The sequence below is a fragment of the Herbidospora sakaeratensis genome, from assembly GCF_001570525.1.
Classification (GTDB): Bacteria; Actinomycetota; Actinomycetes; order Streptosporangiales; family Streptosporangiaceae; genus Herbidospora; species Herbidospora sakaeratensis.
In genome coordinates, this window is sequence record NZ_BBXC01000011.1 from 38,040 (window position 1) to 57,732 (window position 19,693).

Sequence of the window (19,693 nt, forward strand, 5' to 3'; positions counted from 1 at the left end):
CGTGCGGGGCGTCGAGATGATCGTTCGGACACGCTACCGTCGACCCCATGGAAGGGACACGGGACGGCAAAGTCCGCGCCCTGCTCTACGACGTCACCACGATCCTGCTGCTGACCTTCGGCGGGGTGCTGTTCGTCGTCGGCTGGCTCGCGGGCGCCTACATGTTGCTGGCCTCCCGCCGCTGGCGTCCGTGGGAGAAGGCGCTCGGCCTGCTGGTGTGGCCGCTGGGCGTGTTGTGGGTGTACGTCGTGCCGCTCGTCCTGTTCGACTGCGAGACGGTCGTGGTCGACGGCACCCCGTTCCGGACCACCTGCCCCGCCCACGCCGAGTGGCTGACGCCGACGGTGATGGGGGCGGCGTTCGCGCTGGAGATCCTGGTGATGATCGTCCTGCTGCTGCGCCCCCGGCGGCGCGACTAACGGCAGGGCACCTTGACCGGGATGCTCCGATCGGGGGTGAAGACGGCGTTGCCGAAGAACCTGGTCAGCAGGCTGCGCGCGGTGCCCGAGTCGAAGAGCTTGACGATGGCGTGCCGGACCGCCTCACAGGTCTCGAAGTCGCCCTTCGGTACCCCGACCGAATAACGGGCCGACCCGACGCCGAGGCCGAGCACCCGGTACTTCACCGGCTCCCGGTTGGCGAACCCGGCGAGCATGATGTCGTCGCCGGGGAAGGCGTCGACCTGGCCGGTCCGCAACATGTCCATGCACTGACCCGCGTCGGTGCCCTTGACCGAGGTCATGGCGATCCCCTGGCCGGCGAGCCATTTCTGGATCTCGGCGGCGTTGGTGCCGGGCCGCACGCACAACCGCTTGCCCCGCAGGTCGGCGGCCGACCTGATATTGGAGTCGTCGACCACCAGCACGTCGTTGCGCGCCTGGTAGTAGGGGCCCGCGAGGGTGGCCCAGTCGTTCTTGGCCGTCTCCCAGGCGTAGGTCGCCACCACCAGGTCGACCGCGCCGCTGGTCAGCGCCTGCACCCGGGTGTACGCCGTCACCTCCCGGACCTCCACGCTCGTCGCGCCGAGCTCCTTGGCGAGGTAACGCCCGACCTCGACCTCGAACCCCGTCGGCGACTCGTCGCCGGGACCGAAGCCCACACCGGGCAGGTCGCCCTTGACCCCGATCACGAGCTTCCCGGTCCGCTCGGCCTTCTCCAGCACCGACGTGTAGGGACCGGACCGGCTCGGCGCCGGGCTGGCCTTCGGGACGCCGTCGGGCGAGTTGACCATCAACGTCACCACGACCGCGACCCCGCCGAGCACCAGCGCGGCGGCGGCCGCCATGGAGGCGGGCAACCACCACTTGGTCCGCTTCGACGGCGGCTTCTGCGGCGGCGCGGGCAGCCGGAACGCCCGGGTGTCCTCGTCGGCCTCCCTGCTCGCGGCGTCCTGCACGAGGTCCTTCACCACCGGGAACGGGCCGGTCTCGGGGTTGGCCACCAGGGCGCCCTGGGTCATCACCACGGTCGAGGCGTCACCGGTCTCGGGATGGCCGAGCAGCCGCAGCAGGATCTGCCCCGCCGTCGGCCGGTCGGCCGGCCGCTTGCTCACACTCGCCGCCACCACGCCGCGCAGCGGCTCGGGCAGCGGGGTCAGGTCGACGTCGTGGTTGAGGATCCGGTTCAGCACCGCCGCGATCGACTTCGCCCCGAACGCGGCCTGCCCGGTGGCGGCGTAGGCGATCGTCGCGCCCCACGCGAACACGTCGGTGAAGGCTCCGACGTCGTCCCCGGAGACCTGTTCGGGCGCCATGTACGCCGGCGTGCCGATCGCCCGGCTGGTGATCGTGCCGGTCGAGTCGAGGATGCGGGAGATGCCGAAGTCGACCACCCGGGGCCCGTCGGTGGCCAGCAGCACGTTGTCGGGCTTGAAGTCGCGGTGGATGATGCCCGCCTGGTGGATGGCGGTCAGCGCGGTCGCCGTGCCGACAGCGAGCCGTTCGAGGTCGTCGCCGCTCATCGGCCCCGCCTGGTCGATCTGCTCGCGCAACGACGGGCCGTCGATGTACTCGCTGGCGATGTACGGGGTGTCACCCTCGAGATCGGCGGCGATCACCCTGGCCGTGCAGAAACTGGCGACCCGCTCGGCCGCCCGTAACTCCCGCGCGAAGCGGGATCGGGCCATCGCGTCGCCGGAGAACTTGACGTGCAGCAGTTTCACCGCGGCCCGCTCACCCGAGGCATCGGTGCCGAGGTAGACGGTCCCCTGGCCGCCCTCGCCGATCCGCCCGGACAGGGTGAAGGGACCGAGCTGTTTCGGGTCCCCCGACCCGAGCGGCTCGATCATGAATAATTCCCACCGTTTTCGTCATGAATTGGCGAGGCTGACTTTACGGCAAACACAAGAGCCGCCCACCGGGGAAAGGCGAGCGGCTCTGGGGGAAGCGGGTTACGCCATCTTCTTCTGGAGGTTCTCGTCGAGCGTGGCGAGGAAGTCCTGGGTGGTCAGCCACTCGGCGTCGCCGCCGACCAGCAGGGCCAGGTCCTTGGTCATCTTGCCGCTCTCGACGGTCTCGACGCAGACCTCTTCCAGCTTGGTCGCGAAGTCGATGACCTCGGGCTGGTTGTCGAGCTTGCCGCGGTGCTGCAGGCCACGCGTCCAGGCGAAGATCGACGCGATCGGGTTGGTCGACGTCGGCTTGCCCTGCTGGTGCTGGCGGAAGTGGCGGGTCACCGTGCCGTGGGCGGCCTCGGCCTCGACGGTCTGGCCGTCGGGGGTCATCAGCACCGAGGTCATCAGGCCGAGCGAGCCGAAGCCCTGCGCCACCGTGTCCGACTGGACGTCGCCGTCGTAGTTCTTGCACGCCCAGACGTAGCCGCCCTCCCACTTGAGGGACGCCGCCACCATGTCGTCGATCAGGCGGTGCTCGTAGGTGATGCCGGCCGCCTCGAAGTCGGCCTTGAACTCGCTCTCGAACACCTCGGCGAAGATGTCCTTGAAGCGGCCGTCGTAGGCCTTCATGATCGTGTTCTTCGTCGACAGGTAGACCGGGTAGTTGCGCGACAGGCCGTAGCGCATCGACGAACGGGCGAAGTCGCGGATCGACTCGTCGAGGTTGTACATGGCCATGGCCACGCCGCCGCCGGGGAAGTCGAAGACGTTGAGCTCGATCGGCTCGCTGCCGTCCTTCGGGGTGAAGGTCAGGGTCAGCGTGCCCTCGCCGGGGACCTTGAGGTCGGTGGCGCGGTACTGGTCGCCGAACGCGTGACGGCCCACGATGATCGGCTTGGTCCAGCCGGGCACCAGGCGGGGCACGTTCGACATGATGATCGGCTCACGGAAGATGACGCCGCCGAGGATGTTGCGGATCGTCCCGTTCGGGGACTTCCACATCTTCTTCAGGCCGAACTCCTCGACACGGGCCTCGTCGGGGGTGATCGTCGCGCACTTGACGCCGACGCCGTACTGCTTGATCGCGTTCGCGGCGTCGATGGTGACCTGGTCGTCGGTGGCGTCACGGTGCTCGATGCCGAGGTCGAAGTACTTGAGGTCGACGTCGAGGTAGGGCAGGATCAGCTGGTCCTTGATGAACTGCCAGATGATCCGGGTCATCTCGTCGCCGTCAAGCTCGACGACCGGACCCGCTACCTTGATCTTGGGCATGCGTGGGGTTCCCCTTCTGAACGAACTATGGCCGGAGTCCTTTTTGAGGTCACTGGCCGACGAGGCTATCGGACGGGCGTACCTGGTCGACGATGAGGTCGGAGGGATGGAGGTCGACCTCCAGCAGGACCCCGGCCGCCACCATCAGCAGCCCGAACACGGTGAGGGTGATGGTGTCGGTGAGGCGCGACCGCACCGACAGGCCGCCGGAGTGACGCCGGGGCAGCAGCAGTCGCAGCACCGCGCCCGCGAGAAAGGCGGCGCCGAGCACGACGCCGCCCAACCAGGGTTCCGGGAGCACGGCGATGAGGATCAGCCCGGTGGCCGCTCCCGCGGCCACCATGACGTAGGCCCCCCAGGCCATGCGCCTCGCGTTGGTGTTGATGGTCGGTTTCCGTCTCTAGTCAGAATCGCGGTTGGTCACCGCTCGTCGATGTGGACCCACTTCTGCTCGCGCGCGCCGATGTACTCGCTGTCCGGGCGGATCAGCCGGTTGTCGGCGTGCTGCTCGATGACGTGGGCGGTCCACCCCGCCATCCGGCTGACCGAGAACACCGGGGTGAACAGGTCGGTCGGGATGCCGAGGAAGTGGTAGACCGTCGCGGCGTAGAAGTCGACGTTGGGGTAGAGGCCCTTCTCCGCGAAGACGACCTCCTCCATCTCCTTCGACATCCGATAGTAGGTGTCGTCGCCGGACGCTTCGCCCAGCTCCTCCGACAGGCGGCGCAGGTGGGTGGCGCGGGGGTCCTCGGTCTTGTAGACCCGGTGGCCGAACCCCATGATCTTCTCGCCGCCGGCGAGCTTGGCGCGGACCGCGTCGGCGACCCCGGCCGGGTCGATCATCTCCAGGGTGCGCATGACCTGCTCGTTGGCCCCGCCGTGCAGCGGCCCCTTGAGGGTGCCGATGGCGGCGACCACGGCCGAGTGCATGTCCGACAGGGTGGCCGCGCAGACCCGGGCGGCGAACGTCGAGGCGTTCATCGTGTGGTCGGCGTGCAGCACCAGGCACTCGTCGAAGATCTCGACTTCCCGGGGCGTCGGCTCCTTGCCGGTGATCTGGCGCAGGAAGTTGGCCGCGATCGACTTGTCGGGATCGGGCTCGGGGGCCTCCACGCCCCGGCGGGCCGCGTGGAAGCGGGCCACCAGGATCGGCTGCAGCGCCGTCAGCCGAGCCGCCTTGCGCAGGTTCGCGTCGGCGGCGTTGGAGTCCTTGTCGGGATCGTCGGCGCTGGTCAGTGAGAGCAGCGTGCGCAGGGCCTCCATGGGCTCCTGCTTCTCGGCGATCTCCACGACGTTCTGCTCGACGAGACTGCCGAGCGCGCGCCCCCGCACGAGTTCCGCGCCGTAGTCGGCGAGCTGGTCGCGGTTCGGGAGGGTGCCGTGCTGGAGAAGGTGGGCGGTTTCCTCGAATGTCGTACGGCCGGCCAGGTCGTGGATGTCGTATCCGCGGTAGAACAACAGACCGGCCTTGCCGTCGATGTCGCTGAGCGCTGTTGACGCGGCGACGACATCGGCGAGGCCTTTGGTGGGCTTGTCTGCCATGAGTGTTTCCTCCGCTTATCTACCGCGAAAGTCTACCCGTGAGCTGCTGAGGCACCCCTCCGGAGTTCCCGACCACCTAGGCGCCGATTCTGGTCAAGGCAAAGGCGATTCCCGATCCCCACGTTTGGGTAAGCCGCAGCTGATGTGAAAGTAACGGCGGGCTACCTGGGGAGGAACTGCCGTGGAGGGGCCGTTCATACGGATTGAGGACACCGGCGAGGTGGTGCCCTTGCGCCCCGAGATCACCACGATCGGCCGGGGCCGAGGCGCCGACATCCGGCTGACAGACCCGAGCGTGTCGCGTTTACACGCCGAGTTCGTCAGGCGGGGACCTTACCTGTATGTCGTTGACCTGGGCTTGTCCCGCAACGGCACACGGGTGAACGGCAGGCCGATCGCCCGGAGGGTCCTCGACGACGGCGACGTCGTCTCGTTCGGCGCCGCCCGCGCGCGCGTCGGCGGGATACCTCGCGAAGACCTGGCGCCAGAGGTCGAGTTGCGGCGGGCCGCCGCACCCGAGCTCACCCGGCGCGAGGTCGACGTGCTGACGTCGCTCTGTCGGCCGGCGCTGTCGGACGAAGCGTTCGTGGCGCCCGCGACCGCACGCGAGATCGCCGACGACCTGGTCGTCACGGAGGCCGCGGTGAAGCAGCACCTGCTGCGGCTCTACCAGAAGTTCCGCATTCCCGAGGGCACCAACCGGCGCACCCGCCTCGCCAACGAGGTGGTAGCGCTCGGACTGGTCCGCCCGACCCCGGTCGTCCCGCCACAGCGGGCGACCGAAGGGAGCGGAACTCCGGCGCATCCCGCCTCGGCGCCCGCTGCCGGGCGCCGGGCGAGTTGACGGCGAGCCGATGACCGGCTGACGGGTCGCGGAGCTCGGCGAGGGGTCTCCGCTTTCTAGCTCAGCAGACCCGCGTCCCGCTCCGCGGCCTCGACCACATTGGTCAGCAGCAGGGCGCGGGTCATCGGTCCGACACCGCCGGGATTGGGCGCGACCCACCCGGCGACTTCGGCGACGTCGGGCGCGACGTCGCCGGCGATCTTCCCGTCGACCCGTGACACACCGACGTCGAGCACGGCCGCCCCCGGCTTCACCATCTCGGCGGTGATCAGACCGGGCACCCCGGCCGCCGCCACGACGATGTCGGCCCGCCTGACGTGGTCGGCCAGGTCACGCGTGCCGGTGTGGCACAGGGTGACGGTGGCGTTCTCGGTGCGGCGGGTGAGCAGCAGGCCAAGCGGACGGCCGACCGTGATGCCGCGGCCGATCACCACGACCTCGGCGCCGTTGATCGGCACGTCGAACTCGCGCAGCAGGTGCACCACGCCGCGCGGGGTGCACGGCAGCGGGGCGTCGACCATGTGCACCAGTTTGCCCAAATTGACCGGGTGGAGGCCGTCGGCGTCCTTGGCCGGGTCGATGCGCTCCAGCAGCGCCATCGTGTCGAGGTGCCGGGGCAGCGGCAGCTGCACGATGTAGCCGTTGCAGGCCGGGTCGGCGTTGAGCTCGTCGATGACGTCTTCGACCTGGCCCGGCGTGGCGTCGGCGGGCAGCTCACGCTGGATCGAGTTGATGCCGACCTCGGCGCAGTCGCGGTGCTTGCTCGCGACGTAGATGTGGCTGGCCGGGTCGTCGCCGACCAGCACCGTGCCCAGGCCCGGCGTGACGCCCGTCTCGGCGAGCTTGCCGACGCGCAGCGCCAGGTCGAGCTTGATCTTGGCCGCGGTGGCCTTGCCGTCGAGAATCCCTGCGCTCATCGCCCCTCCTAGTGAAAGAAATGACGCGTGCCGGTGAAGTAGAGACTCACCCCGGCCGCCTGCGCCGCCGCGATGACCTCGTCGTCACGGATCGAGCCGCCCGGCTCCACGATCGCGGTCACGCCGCCGTCGACCAGCACCTGCAGGCCGTCGGCGAACGGGAAGAAGGCGTCGGAGGCGGCCACCGAACCGGCCGCCCGCTCCCCCGCCCGGGTGACCGCCAGGCGCGCCGAGTCGACCCGGTTGACCTGGCCCATGCCGACGCCGACCGAGGCGCCGTCGCGGGCCAGCAGGATCGCGTTCGACTTGACCGAGCGAACGGCCTTCCAGGCGAACTCGAGATCGGCCAGCGTCTCGGCGGAGACCGCCGGACCGGCCTTCAGCTCCCACCCCGCGACGCCGTCGCCGGGCGCGTCGACACGGTCGACGGTCTGCACCAGCAGGCCGCCGTCGACGCGCCGGAACTCGGCGGCGTTCCGGGGGCCCTGCGGGCAGGCCAGCAGCCGCAGGTTCTTCTTCTCCTTGAGCACGGTCAGGGCCTCGTCGGCGAACGACGGCGCCACGACCACCTCGGTGAAGATGGGCGCGATCTGCTCGGCCAGTTCCTTGGTGACCTCGCGGTTGACCGCGATGACACCGCCGTAGGCCGAGACCGGGTCGCACTCGTGGGCCTTGCGGTGCGCCTCGACGACGTCGTCGCCCACCGCGATGCCGCACGGGTTGGCGTGCTTGATGATCGCGACGGCCGGGGCGTCGAAGTCCCAGGCCGAGCGCCAGGCGGCATCGGCGTCGACGTAGTTGTTGTAGGACATCTCCTTGCCGTGCAGCTGCTGCGCGCCCGCCAGGCCGCCGGAGCCCGTCGAATAGAGGGCGGCGCGCTGGTGGGGATTCTCACCGTAACGCAGCACGTCTTTGAGGGTCCAGTCGGCGCCCATGAAGGTCGGCCACTCGCCTTCGGGGGCGTAGACGTTGGCGAACCACGAGGCCACGGCCACGTCGTAGCCGGCGGTGTGGGCGTAGGCGGTGGCGGCCAGGCGGCGGCGCTCGGTGACGGTGAAGCCGCCCTCGTCGATCGCGGCCAGCACCGAGGGGTAGGCGCGCGGGTCGACGACCACGGCGACCGTGCCGTGGTTCTTGGCGGCGGCGCGGATCATCGCCGGGCCGCCGATGTCGATCTTCTCCACGCAGTCGGCGTCGGAGGCGCCCGAGGCGACCGTCTCGCGGAACGGGTAGAGGTTGACCACACAGAGCTGGAACGGCTCGATCTCCAGCTCTTCGAGCTGGGTGACGTGATCGGGGTTGGCGCCGTCGGCCAGCAGCCCGGCGTGCACGCGCGGGTGGAGGGTCTTCACCCGGCCGTCGAGGCACTCGGGAAAGCCCGTCAGCGACTCGACCTTCGTGACCGGGATGCCGTAGGCGGCGATGGCGGCGGCCGTGCCGCCGGTCGAGACGATCTCCACGCCCGCCGCTTCGAGGCCTCGCGCGAGGTCTTCCAGGCCGGTCTTGTCGTAAACCGTGATCAGCGCGCGCCGGATGGCGATCCGAGTCACTGTGTAGCCTCCTGTGTTCTGTTCAGAGGGTCGTGCCGAGGCGCACCGTGCGCCCGGAGACCCGCCAGCCCTCGCGGGCCATCCGCCCGACCACCTCGACCAGCAGCCCGCGCTCGACGCCCTTGATGCGCTCGTGGAGCGTCGCCTCGTCGTCGCCGTCTTCGACGGGCACCGCCGTCTGGGCGATCACCGGGCCGGTGTCGACCCCGTCGTCGACCAGGTGAACGGTGCAGCCGGTGACCTTCACACCGTAGGCGAGCGCGTCGCGCACGGCGTGGGCGCCGGGAAAGGCCGGGAGGAGCGCCGGGTGGGTGTTGACCACCGTGAACCGCGACAGCACGGCCGGGCCGAGGATCTTCATGAACCCGGCCGACACCACCAGATCGGGTTTGTGCTCGGCGATCTTCTCGGCCAGGGCGGAATCCCACGCCTCGCGGGCCGTATGATCACTTACCCGCTCGGCGAAGGTGGGCAGGCCGGCGCGTTCGGCGCGGGCCAGCCCCTCGATCGCCGGACGGTCGGCCCCGACGGCCACGACGGTCGCTCCGTAGGCCGGATCTGCCGCGACGTCGAGAAGGGCTTGTAGGTTGGTCCCCGAACCCGAGACGAGGACCACGAGCCGGGAAGACAGAGCGGTCTCCTTCGGGGAAGTGAACGGGTGCGTGACAAAGGGTATCGGTCACGCCGTCGTGCGGCGTGAAGGCCCTATCAGCAAGGCGGGAGATCGTGACCACACCACTGCAGACGGCCGCGGAGATGGGCGGGCGCCGGGCGCTGGCCCTCGCTCTGATGGCGCTGATCTTCACATTGTTCGTGCCGACGATGGGCCTGGCCCTGTCGGTGTTCGGCCTCGTCGTGGGCGTCCGCGACCTGCGCACGCTCAAGAAGGGCGGCCAGCCGACCGGGATGGCGACCGGCGCGGTGGTCATCTCCACGCTGGCGTTCCTGCTCGGCGGGCTCACCACGGCCGTGCAGGTCTACCTCGGGACCGAGCTGACGGCGTACACCGAGTGCCTGAAGGGGGCCGGCACCGTCACGGCGCAGACCGAGTGCTCCACCGAACTGAAGACGGCGCTGGAGGCCAAGCTCGGCATGCCGTGGCCGGCGAACATGCCGCTGCCCGGCTGAGCCGGCCCGTTTGGAGCGATTTATCCAATCGCGCCAAATAAGGCGTTTTGGAATTGCGCGGCACCTGACGCGGACGCACTCTTCGAGGTACACCACCAACGGGGAGTCACATCATGCGCCGTGTTTTCGCCGTCTTCTTAGGCGTGCTCACCGCAATGTCGCTGGGGGCGGGGGCCCTTCCGGCGACCGCCTCAGCAGAAGGCCAGATCACCGTCCGATGGGCGGCCAGCACCACGGGCGACGTGGGCAGGCTGACCGTCTACGCCACGTCCGACCTGCCCGTCGTCACGCTCAAAGCACACGTCCTGGCCGACGACGGCGGTGAGCTCGCCACGGCCGACGACTTCGTCCTCTCCTCGGGCAGCGCCACCGAGGGCTTCTGGACGACCGCGAGCCGGATCCAGCTCGCCGAGCTGGGCCGCTACCGCGTCGCCGTCGAGGCGACCGATTCCGCCGGCACGCACGTCAGGGCCGACCAGGCCGGCTGGCTCGACTACCAGGTGCAGTCGGTCATCGAACCGCTGCGGCCGAGCCGCGAGAACGTCTCCTACGACCGCCGGGACGTCACCGTCAGGGGCCGCCTGATGGGCCGTCATCCCGGCTCGGGAGAGCTCGGCCCGCTGCCCGGCCAGCCCATCCAGCTCAACATCCTGTACCGGTTCAAGGAGCAGGTCACCGACCTGGAGGCGGTCAGTCTCACCACCGACGCCAGGGGCCGGTTCGAGCTCGCCAAGACCCTCCCCCACGGCGCCGAGTTCTGGGCCGACTACTGGTACGACATCCTCCCGAACCACCTCCCCGTCCAGTCGGACCACCTCGTGGTGGGCACCAAGGAGCAGCCCACCCAGGTGAGGATCCAGCTCGGCGCCAAGGTGGTCGACGAGGGCGAGCCGCTGGTGGTGTCGGGTGTGGCCCGCTGGCGGTCCCGCGACGGTTGGTCGCCGCTGGCCGGGGCGACCCTCGTCTACTACACCCGGTATGACTGGCAGCAGGTCACCACCGACGCCGAGGGGCGCTACTCCTTCACGCACACCGCCTACGGGTCGGACACGATCACCGTAGGGTTCCGCGACGACAACGACCCGTTCAAAGCGCCCTCGTCGGACACGGCCGAGTTCACCGTGTTTCATCCGGCGGCCTTCACCGAGTTCACCGCGACCCGGGCGGGCGGCGACGTGACCGTCTCGGGCCTGCTCGGCTTCCCCGGCAACCGCAGCGCCGCCACCGCCCAGATCGCGATCGAGTTCTCACCCGACGGCCGGCGGTGGACCAGGCGGGCGCTCGTCCCGGGCGTGCAGAGGGCAGGGGACTTCCTCTTCACGAGCACGATCGCCGAGACCCGGCCGGGCCACTGGCGGGCCACGTTCGAGGGAGGCGAGACCTACCGTGACGCCGTCTCACCAGCGGTGGCGGTCGGTTAGTCGGTTTTGCTGTTCAGATAGGTGACGTGGGCGCCGGTCGGCTCGTCGATCGGCTCCTCGTCGTCGTCGGGCCTGATCGGGGTCGAGCGTTTGCGGGCGAAGGTCTCGACGGCGTGGTCGTCGGGCTCGACGTCGCGGATCACCGGGATCGGGATGGTGTCGGCCTCGGTGGCGTCCATCCAGTGACCGGGCAGGGGCTCCTTCTTGGCCTTGCGCTTCTTCTTGACCTTGGTCACGACCTCGGCGATCGGCTGCTGCGCGGGCGTGTGGGAGATCAGCCACCAGTTGGCCAGCCCGGCCGAGATGCCGGCCGCCACGCCCACTTCGAGGGTGACCGAGAAGGCCACCTCCCAGGCCGAGGGGCCGACGGCGGCCATGCGGGCGCCGCCCAGCGGGCCGCCCGACAACGCCGCCAGCAGCCCGGCCACCGCGCCCGAGCTCAGCCCGCAGACGAACCCCCACAACGGCGCCGCCTCCAGTGACGGCGTGGGCGCGATGCGGGCGACCACCACCCCGGCCACCGCCCCGGCCGCGAACGGCAGCGCCACCACGGCCATCAGCCACGGCGGCACCGGGCCCGACTCGGGCAGCGCGCCCAGCAGCGGCAACGACGGGATCGTGCCCAGTTTCACCCCGGTCGGCGCGACCAGCGTGCCGGCCCCGATGGCGAACCCGGGTCCGGCGATGTACGCCATCCCCCAGATCCCCGCGTTGAACAGGTAGAGCACCTCGACCAGCGCCAGCAGCGCGCCGCCCACCAGACCGGGGTTGAGCGCGTCGGTGAGGGCCCTGATCTCGCCGAACTTGACCGCGATCATGCCGAGCACCAGCAGCAGCCCGGCTCCCAGCATCAGCGACACGGCCACGAACGTGCCGACCACGACCGAGCGCGGCCGTTCGGGCAGCAGCCGGACCATCGCCCGCCACGGCCCGATCGTCCGGGCCACCGCCACCGAACCGGCCAGGAACGCCAGCAGCAGGTGGCTGATCAGGGCCTCGGCCACGGACGGCTGGGTCACCTCGTTGGCACCCACCAGGGCGATCACCCCGGCCAGCAGGGCGTAGGGCGCGGCCAGCGAGATGCCGGCGCGGGCGATCAGGATCAGCTGGGCCTTGCGGCGGGCGTTCGCCAGGTCCTTGGACGAGCCCTTCGGCAACCGCGCGGGCAGCCGCAGCCGCAGGTCGGCGTCGCGGGCCATCCACAACCCGGCCCGGTAGAGCAGGGTGCCCGGCAGGATCATCAGGCCCAGCGGGAGCAGCCCCACCCGGCCGCCGCCCGGGATCTCGAACCCGGCGTGGTGGGCGGCCAGCCACAACTGGCAGGCGGTCCGGAACACCCCCGGCAGGCCCGAGCCGAACGTGCCGCGGGGCGCCGCGATCCAGCCGATCAGCGTCAGCGTGGTGAGCACCGCCAGGCCGATGCCGAGCGTGCCCGCCGCGGCCAGCATGCCCGAGACCGGCAGCGGACGCCGGTCGTCGTCGCCGAAGACGGCCCGGGGGACTGTCCGAATCTGGTCGAGAAGCGCCGTCACAGTAGCCGATGCTCTCAAGGGAGGGCCGTATCTCGGTCACGCCGCGCCGATGGGCCGTCCCGTTTGTCCTTGGGAAAACGTGAACCCCGGCGCTCGGCGCCGGGGTTCACGGGGAATCCCTTAGCGGTTCTGCATGATCTCCCGCATCAGGCGGGCGGTCTCGCTGGGGGTCTTGCCGACGCGCACGCCGACCTTCTCCAGCGCTTCCTTCTTCGCCTGGGCGGTGCCGGCCGAACCCGACACGATGGCGCCGGCGTGGCCCATCGTCTTGCCCTCGGGGGCGGTGAAGCCCGCGACGTAGGCCACGACGGGCTTGGTCACGTTCTTCTCGATGTAGGCCGCCGCGCGCTCCTCGGCGTCGCCGCCGATCTCGCCGATCATGACGATGGCGTCGGTGCCCGGGTCGTCCTGGAACGCCTGGAGGGCGTCGATGTGGGTGGTGCCGATGACCGGGTCGCCGCCGATGCCGACCGCCGTCGAGAAGCCGAAGTCACGCAGCTCGTACATGAGCTGGTAGGTCAGCGTGCCCGACTTCGAGACCAGGCCGATGCGGCCCGGGGTGGTGATGTCGGCGGGGATGATGCCGGCGTTGGAGGCGCCGGGCGAGGCGATGCCGGGGCAGTTCGGGCCGATGATCCGGGTCTTGTTGCCCTTGGCGGTGGCGTAGGCCCAGAACTCGGTCGTGTCGTGGATCGGCACGCCCTCGGTGATGACGACCGCGAGGGGGATCTCGGCGTCGATCGCCTCCTTGACCGCGCTCGCGGTGAAGGCCGGCGGCACGAAGATGACGCTGACGTCGGCCTTGGTCTTCTCCATCGCCTCGGCGACGGTCGCGAACACCGGCAGGCCCTCGTGAACGGTGCCCGCCTTGCGCGGGTTCACCCCGCCGACGACCTGGGCGCCGGAGGCCAGCATGCGCAGGGTGTGCTTGGTGCCCTCGGACCCCGTGATGCCCTGGACGATGATTCGGCTTTTCTCAGTGAGCCAGATGGCCATTACGCACCTACCGCGGCGAGTTCGGCGGCGCGCTTGGCCGCGTCGTCCATGGTGTCGACCAGTTCGACGCCCGGGAGGGCGGCGTTCTGCAGGATCTCGCGGCCCAGCGCCGCGTTGTTGCCGTCGAGGCGGACCACGAGCGGGCGGGTGACCGCCTCGCCCCGGTCGCCCAGCAGCTTGAAGGCGCTGACGATGCCGTCGGCGACCGCGTCGCAGGCGGTGATGCCGCCGAAGACGTTCACGAACACCGACTTCACGGCCGGGTCGGACAGGATGATCTCCAGCCCGTTGGCCATCACCTCGGCCGAGGCGCCGCCGCCGATGTCGAGGAAGTTGGCCGGCTTGGGCGAGCCCGGGAACTGCTCGCCGGCGTAGGCCACCACGTCGAGGGTGGACATGACCAGACCGGCGCCGTTGCCGATGATGCCGACGTTGCCGTCGAGCTTCACGTAGTTGAGGTGCTTCTCCTTGGCCGCCGCCTCAAGCGGGTCTTCGGCCGCCTTGTCGACGAAGACCTCGTGGTCCTTCTGGCGGAAGTCGGCGTTGGCGTCGAGGGTGACCTTGCCGTCGAGCGCCTTCACCTGGCCGTCGGCCGTGAGGATCAGCGGGTTGACCTCGACGAGCGAGGCATCTTCGTCGACGAAGACGGCCCACAGGCGCTCGATGAGCTCGGCGGCCCCGTCGAGCGACTTCTCGGGCAGCCCGCCGGCCTGCGCGATCTCGCGCGCCCTCGCCCGGTCGATCCCGTCGATCGGGTTGACCGGGACCTTCGCCACCTTCTCGGGGGCGGTGTGCGCGACCTCTTCGATGTCCATGCCGCCGGCGGCGGAGCAGATCGCGAGGAAGGTACGGTTCGCACGGTCGAGCAGGAAGGAGAAGTAGTACTCCTCCGCGATGTTGCTCGCCTCCTCGACCAGGACCTTGTGGACCGTGTGGCCCTTGATGTCCATGCCGAGGATCGCCTTGGCCTTGGCCTCGGCGTCGGTGGCGTCGTCGGCCACCTTCACGCCGCCGGCCTTGCCCCGGCCACCGGTCTTGACCTGGGCCTTGACCACGACCCGCCCGGTCAGTTGGTCGGCCGCCGCCCGTGCCTCAGCCACGGTGTGCGCGACGATTCCGCGCGGCACCGGGATGCCGTACGCGGCGAAGAGCTCCTTCGCCTGATGTTCGAACAGGTCCACGAGGGTCCGTCCCTTTGAATGTCGAGGGCGCCACTGGACAGGGCGCCGTCGTCCTGCCTGGCATTTCCGCGCAGAAAGCCTAGCCCCAGGCCGTGCGTGGCGCGGTCATAGGGGGGCGTTTGGGGGTTGCCGACTTTCCCGTTATGTACTAGACGTCCGGGATGGGGGTGAGAGGGCTCCCGGATACGTACCGAATGGGCGAGTCGGGACCCGCTCAGACGGCGGCGGGGATGGTCGTCTTCACCCAGTCGACGATCTCGTCGGTGGTCGCGCCGGGGGTGAAGATGCCCTTGACGCCCATGGCGCGGAGCTCGGGGATGTCCTCCTCGGGGATGATGCCGCCGCCGAAGACGACGATGTCGGTGGCGTCCTGCTCGCGGAGCAGTTCCATCACCTTCGCGAACAGGGTCATGTGGGCGCCGGAGAGGATCGACAGCCCGATCGCGGCGGCGTCCTCCTGGATGGCGGTGCGGACGATCTGCTCCGGGGTCTGGTGCAGACCTGTGTAGACGACTTCCATGCCCGCGTCACGCAGGGCGCGGGCGACGACCTTCACGCCGCGGTCGTGACCGTCGAGCCCGGGTTTGGCGACGACGATCCTGATCCTGGATTCCATGGTTCGCACTGTAACCCGGCGGCCCTGAAGGTCTCGGTGAAGCCTCGGCTTGACGGACTTTGTTGGTGATTCAAGTGTGAAGATTGTGAAAATAAGCGATAAGTGATCGTTTTGAGATAGATGTTCCGGCAGAATCCTCCCGTCCCACCTCTCCCATTCAGGGACTCATCCCGGAGGAACCCCACTATGAGGCGAATCCTCGCCATCGCGGCATGCGCCACCGCCGTCGCGGCAGCCACCGCAGTCGGCGCGGCGCCCGCGCAGGCCGCCCCGAACCCCGTCGCCGCGCTCAAGGCACAGTTCAAGACCGGGCTCGGCGTGAAGTTCAGCGACAAGTTCAGCCTCGAGAACAAGATCTTCAGCCGCCGGACCGGAACGTTCCAGTTCGGGCGCGCCGGCGTGGCCGCGTCGGACCTCACCACGAAGTTCAACCTCAAGGCGGCCGAGATCGCGGAGATGCCGGAGGACATCCAGCCGCTGCTCCGCCCCGAGCAGACCATCAAGATCGGCTCGACGGCGTACATCAAGGGCGGCATGTTCGCCAGCTTCCTGCCGGAGGGCGCGACCTGGCTGCGTGGCCCCGGAGCCCCCGCCACCGGCCTGACCGGCATCTTCGGCCAGTACATCAACATCACCGAGCCGATGACCCTGCAGAAGCTCGTCAAGAAGAGCAAGCGGACCGGCTCCGTGTACACCGGCAAGATCACCATCGGCGAGATCCTCACGACCTCGAAGTGGCTCAAGGCGATCCTGCCGTCCGGGGGATCGGCTTCCCAGAAGAAGTCCGTCGTCTCCTACAAGCTCTACGTCAACGGCAAGGGCCTGGTCACCCGGCTCGTGACCAGCGCCAAGGGCTCCGCGCTGGGCTTCGACGCCTCGACGATCTCGGTCGACAGCCGTTACGTGTCCTGGGGCACGAAGGTCTCCATCAAGGCCCCCACCGAGGGCATCGCCGACGTGGACGAACTCGAGGGCCTCGACGAGTTCAGCGCTCCGCTCGCCCGCGTGGTGGGCGAGGCGGCCTGACCGTCTCAGGTCGCGCGTGACAACAACCGGCGGGCGTTGGCCGTGGTCAGCGCCCGCCAGGCCGCGTCGACCGACGCCACCTGGGCGGCCACCGCCGGGGGTGGCGTGAAGCAGTAGTCGCTGCCGTAGAGGATCTGATCGGTGCCGACCGCCTTCTCCAGGGCGGGCGCCTGCCGGGGGAACGGCGTGCCGGCGAGGTCGAACCACAACCGCCCGACCTGGTCGAGCACCGACGGATCATCGGGCGAGCCGCCGAAGAAGGCGGTCCGGAACAGCTCCATGCGGTCGGACAGCAGCGGCAGCGCGCCGCCGCCGTGAGTGAAGATCCACCTGATGCCCGGATGCCGGGTCAGCACCCCCGTGAACACCAGGTCGGAGACGGTCCGGGTGGTGTCGAAGATGAACTCCAGCATCGGCCTCGGCCGCCCGATCGCGACCTGCTCGTGGTTCACCGGCGAGGTCGGGTGGACGAACACCACCGCCCGCCGCCGGTCGAGCTCCTCCCACAGCGGCTCGTAGGCGGCGTCGCCCAGGTAACGGCCGTGGGCGTTGCTCATCAGGGCCACCCCGTCGCTGCCCAGCTCGTCGAGGGCGTGCGCGACCTCGGCCAGGGCCCCCTCGACGTCGGGGAGGGGCAACGAGGCGAAGTGGCCGAACCGGTCGGGATGCCCGCGCACCAGGTCGGCGGCGTAGTCGTTGACCTGCCGCGAGAGCTTCCGGGCCGCCGCGTCGTCGCCGAAGTGGGTGCCGGGCGAGGAGACCGACAGGAACGACTTCCGGATGCCGTTGGCGTCCATCAGGTTCAGGTGGTCGCCGGGCGTCCAGGAGGGCCAGCGGGGCATGCCGTCAGGGGTGACGTGACCCGCCTCGGTGGCGGCGGCGGCGTAGTCGCCGGTCACGAAGTGGGCGTGCACGTCGATCAGTTCGCCGGCCATGTGATCCTCGTCTCTCGGGTGTACGCGTCAGGAAATATCGCATTCCAGACCCATACGTCCCCCATTCCCGGATCTTGGTTCCCGAGGGCCGTTTCACGCGCGCGGCCGGGAGCGGGCGTCGGCGCCGGATGCGGCGCGGGCCGGGCGCGGCCGGGCGGTGCCGGGGCAGGCGGAGCCGTAACGGGATCAGAGCTTTTCGAGGGTCTTCGCGTAGTGGGTCATGAGGGTCTTCACGCCCGCGCTGCCGAAGTCGATCTTCGCGCGGGTCTTCTCGCCCTCGCCCTCGACCTCGAGCACCGTGCCCAGGCCGAACTGGTCGTGGGTCACCCGGTCGCCGGTGGCGTAGTGGACGGCGGGCTTGCCGCCGCCCCGGCCCGGGAGCGGGCGGGTCTCGCGTTTGGTGGCGGCGCCCCAGGCGTTCTTCTTCGGGTCGGTGCGCCACTCGACCAGGTCGTGGGGGACCTCGGCGAGGAAGCGGGAGGCCGGGTTGAAGGAGGGGGCGCCCCAGGCGGTGCGGACGGCGGCGCGGGACAGGTAGAGGCGCTTCTCGGCGCGAGTGATGCCCACGTAGGCGAGGCGGCGCTCCTCTTCGAGCTCCTTCGGGTCGCTCAGCGAGCGCATGTGGGGGAAGACGCCGTCTTCCATCGCGGTCAGGAAGACCACGGGGAACTCCAGGCCCTTGGCGGTGTGGAGGGTCATCAGGGTCACCACGCCGCCGCTCTCGCCCTCAGGGTCGGGGATCGAGTCGGCGTCGGCGACCAGGGAGACCTGCTCCAGGAAGTCGACGAGGGTGCCCTCGGGGTTGGCCGCCTCGAACTCGGAGGCGACCGAGATCAGCTCGTTGAGGTTCTCGATGCGGCTCTCGTCCTGCGGGTCGCCGGAGGTCTCCAGCTCGGTGCGGTAGCCGGTCGAGGTGAGGATCTCCTCGGCCAGGTCGGAGATCGGCAGCTCCTTGGCCCGCAGGTCGTCGAGCAGGGTGACGAACTCGCGGATCTGGTTGAGCGAGCGGGTCGCGATGCCATGGGCCTCCTCGGCGCGGCGCAGGCCCTCCCAGAAGGAGACGCGCTCGCGGGAGGCGAACGCCTCGACCATCGCCTCGGCGCGGTCGCCGATGCCGCGCTTGGGCACGTTGAGGATGCGGCGCAGCGACACCGTGTCGCTGGGGTTGGCCAGCACCCGCAGGTAGGCGAGCAGGTCTTTGACCTCTTTGCGCTCGTAGAAGCGCACGCCGCCGACGACCCGGTAGGGCAGGCCGGTGCGGATGAAGATCTCTTCGAAGACGCGGGAGGCCGAGTTGGTGCGGTAGAAGACCGCCACCTGGCCGGGGGTGACGCCCTCGTCGTCGGACAGGCGGTCGACCTCCTGGGCGACGAAGGTGGCCTCGTCGTGCTCGTTGTCGGCGACGTAGCCGATGATCTTCGGGCCGGCGCCCTGGTCGGACCAGAGGTTCTTGGGCTTGCGGCTCTCGTTGCGGGAGATGACCGCGTTGGCGGCGTTGAGGATCGTCTGGGTGGAGCGGTAGTTCTGCTCCAGCAGGATCGTCTTGGCCGACGGGTAGTCGCGCTCGAACTCCAGGATGTTGCGGATCGACGCGCCCCGGAAGGCGTAGATCGACTGGTCGGCGTCGCCCACGACGACCAGTTCGGCGGGGTCGTCGACGCCGACGAGCTCCTTGATCAGCATGTACTGCGCGTGGTTGGTGTCCTGGTATTCGTCGACCATGACGTGGCGGAAGCGCCGCCGGTAGTGCTCGGCGACGTCGGGGAACAGCTGGAACAACGTGACCGTCAGCATGATCAGGTCGTCGAAGTCCATCGCGCCGGCCTCGGTGAGGCGGCGCTGGTAGGTGCGGTAGGCCTCGGCGAGGGTCTTCTCAAGATGGGTCTGCGCCTTGTCGGCGGCGGTCTCGTAGTCGATCAGCTCGTTCTTCATGTTGCTGACCTGGGCGGAGAACGACCGCGGCGGGTAGCGCTTGGGGTCGAGGTCCATCTCGCGGCAGACCAGGGCCATCAGCCGCTGGGAGTCGGCCTGGTCGTAGATGGAGAAGCTGGTGGTGAAGCCCAGCCGCTTGGCCTCGCGGCGCAGGATGCGGACGCAGGCGCTGTGGAAGGTCATCACCCACATGGCCTTGGAGCGCGGGCCGATCAGCTTGTCGACCCGGTCTTTCATCTCGCGGGCGGCCTTGTTGGTGAAGGTGATCGCCAGGATCTCGCCCGGGTGGACGTCGCGCTCGGCCAGCAGGTAGGCGATGCGATGGGTCAGGACCCTGGTCTTGCCGGAACCGGCTCCCGCGACGATGAGGAGGGGGCCGCCCTGGTGGACGACGGCCTCCTGCTGCTGGGGGTTGAGGCCGTCAAGCAAGGGATGGGTCACCCGTCTAGCGTAGGGCCGCGCGGTGACA

General features: G+C 69.7%; 18 protein-coding genes. 5 read left to right on the plus strand and 13 right to left on the minus strand.

The features are described from left to right. The first annotated feature begins 47 nt into the window (after positions 1-47). Positions 48-419 carry a hypothetical protein gene (locus AW271_RS16140; RefSeq protein ID WP_062337605.1) on the plus strand — a complete coding sequence of 124 codons (372 nt, stop codon included), beginning with the start codon at positions 48-50 and terminating at the stop codon, positions 417-419. On the opposite strand, the gene AW271_RS16145 is transcribed toward AW271_RS16140, so the two are convergent. From AW271_RS16145 to AW271_RS16160, 4 genes are all read right to left on the minus strand, one after another. Then, positions 416-2,287, minus strand: coding sequence for a serine/threonine-protein kinase (locus AW271_RS16145; RefSeq protein WP_062337607.1), 1,872 nt, complete (start codon positions 2,285-2,287; stop codon positions 416-418). The genes AW271_RS16140 and AW271_RS16145 overlap by 4 nt on opposite strands. A gap of 102 nt (positions 2,288-2,389) precedes the next feature. After that, a complete protein-coding gene (locus AW271_RS16150) occupies positions 2,390-3,604 on the minus strand; it encodes an NADP-dependent isocitrate dehydrogenase (RefSeq protein WP_062337609.1) in 1,215 nt (404 codons plus the stop codon). A 49-nt stretch (positions 3,605-3,653) separates the two neighbouring features. After that, positions 3,654-3,968 carry a DUF3017 domain-containing protein gene (locus tag AW271_RS16155; protein WP_062337612.1) on the minus strand — a complete coding sequence of 105 codons (315 nt, stop codon included), beginning with the start codon at positions 3,966-3,968 and terminating at the stop codon, positions 3,654-3,656. 56 nt (positions 3,969-4,024) lie between these two features. Then, on the minus strand, positions 4,025-5,146 hold the full coding sequence (locus AW271_RS16160) for a citrate/2-methylcitrate synthase (RefSeq protein ID WP_062337614.1): 1,122 nt from the start codon (positions 5,144-5,146) through the stop codon (positions 4,025-4,027). Between the two features lie 181 nt (positions 5,147-5,327). Between AW271_RS16160 and AW271_RS16165 the strand changes: the two genes are divergently transcribed. Continuing rightward, on the plus strand, positions 5,328-5,990 hold the full coding sequence (locus tag AW271_RS16165; protein WP_034383225.1) for an FHA domain-containing protein: 663 nt from the start codon (positions 5,328-5,330) through the stop codon (positions 5,988-5,990). A 56-nt stretch (positions 5,991-6,046) separates the two neighbouring features. On the opposite strand, the gene AW271_RS16170 is transcribed toward AW271_RS16165, so the two are convergent. Genes AW271_RS16170 through purN form a run of 3 tightly spaced genes read right to left on the minus strand, consistent with a single transcriptional unit; the run spans position 6,047 to position 9,088 of the window. Beyond that, complete coding sequence (locus AW271_RS16170) at positions 6,047-6,907, minus strand: bifunctional methylenetetrahydrofolate dehydrogenase/methenyltetrahydrofolate cyclohydrolase (protein WP_062337616.1); 861 nt, start codon at positions 6,905-6,907, stop codon at positions 6,047-6,049. Positions 6,908-6,915: 8 nt separating this feature from the next. Next, the gene (purH, locus tag AW271_RS16175; protein ID WP_062337617.1) at positions 6,916-8,457 is read right to left on the minus strand and encodes a bifunctional phosphoribosylaminoimidazolecarboxamide formyltransferase/IMP cyclohydrolase; all 1,542 of its coding nucleotides are present in this window, start codon (positions 8,455-8,457) and stop codon (positions 6,916-6,918) included. A gap of 22 nt (positions 8,458-8,479) precedes the next feature. After that, positions 8,480-9,088, minus strand: a complete 609-nt coding sequence (purN, locus tag AW271_RS16180) for a phosphoribosylglycinamide formyltransferase (RefSeq protein ID WP_062337619.1) — start codon at positions 9,086-9,088, stop codon at positions 8,480-8,482. Positions 9,089-9,183: 95 nt separating this feature from the next. On the opposite strand from purN, the gene AW271_RS16185 reads away from it, so the two are divergent. Both AW271_RS16185 and AW271_RS16190 read left to right on the plus strand, forming a co-directional pair. Continuing rightward, positions 9,184-9,585, plus strand: coding sequence for a hypothetical protein (locus tag AW271_RS16185; RefSeq protein ID WP_063818007.1), 402 nt, complete (start codon positions 9,184-9,186; stop codon positions 9,583-9,585). A 113-nt stretch (positions 9,586-9,698) separates the two neighbouring features. Beyond that, positions 9,699-11,006, plus strand: a complete 1,308-nt coding sequence (locus AW271_RS16190) for a hypothetical protein (RefSeq protein ID WP_157554245.1) — start codon at positions 9,699-9,701, stop codon at positions 11,004-11,006. Here AW271_RS16190 and AW271_RS16195 read toward each other — a convergent pair. The 4 genes from AW271_RS16195 to icmB form a co-directional block, all read right to left on the minus strand. Beyond that, complete coding sequence (locus tag AW271_RS16195) at positions 11,003-12,538, minus strand: cell division protein PerM (RefSeq protein ID WP_062337634.1); 1,536 nt, start codon at positions 12,536-12,538, stop codon at positions 11,003-11,005. The two genes, AW271_RS16190 and AW271_RS16195, sit on opposite strands and share 4 nt — an antisense overlap. Positions 12,539-12,658: 120 nt before the next feature. Then, positions 12,659-13,534: a succinate--CoA ligase subunit alpha gene (gene sucD / locus AW271_RS16200; protein WP_062337636.1), complete on the minus strand. Its 876-nt coding sequence runs from the start codon at positions 13,532-13,534 to the stop codon at positions 12,659-12,661. Next, on the minus strand, positions 13,534-14,715 hold the full coding sequence (gene sucC / locus AW271_RS16205) for an ADP-forming succinate--CoA ligase subunit beta (protein ID WP_062337638.1): 1,182 nt from the start codon (positions 14,713-14,715) through the stop codon (positions 13,534-13,536). The genes sucD and sucC overlap by 1 nt, the downstream gene beginning before the upstream one ends. Positions 14,716-14,929: 214 nt before the next feature. Next, positions 14,930-15,331, minus strand: a complete 402-nt coding sequence (icmB, locus tag AW271_RS16210) for a coenzyme B12-dependent isobutyryl CoA mutase small subunit (protein ID WP_062337640.1) — start codon at positions 15,329-15,331, stop codon at positions 14,930-14,932. 186 nt (positions 15,332-15,517) lie between these two features. Here icmB and AW271_RS16215 point away from each other — a divergent pair, with 186 nt between their 5' ends. After that, the gene (locus tag AW271_RS16215; protein ID WP_062337642.1) at positions 15,518-16,357 is read left to right on the plus strand and encodes a hypothetical protein; all 840 of its coding nucleotides are present in this window, start codon (positions 15,518-15,520) and stop codon (positions 16,355-16,357) included. Between the two features lie 5 nt (positions 16,358-16,362). On the opposite strand, the gene AW271_RS16220 is transcribed toward AW271_RS16215, so the two are convergent. Then, positions 16,363-17,292, minus strand: a complete 930-nt coding sequence (locus tag AW271_RS16220) for an amidohydrolase family protein (protein WP_062337644.1) — start codon at positions 17,290-17,292, stop codon at positions 16,363-16,365. A 186-nt stretch (positions 17,293-17,478) separates the two neighbouring features. Continuing rightward, on the minus strand, positions 17,479-19,665 hold the full coding sequence (gene pcrA, locus AW271_RS16225) for a DNA helicase PcrA (RefSeq protein ID WP_245653075.1): 2,187 nt from the start codon (positions 19,663-19,665) through the stop codon (positions 17,479-17,481). Positions 19,666-19,693 lie beyond the last annotated feature (28 nt).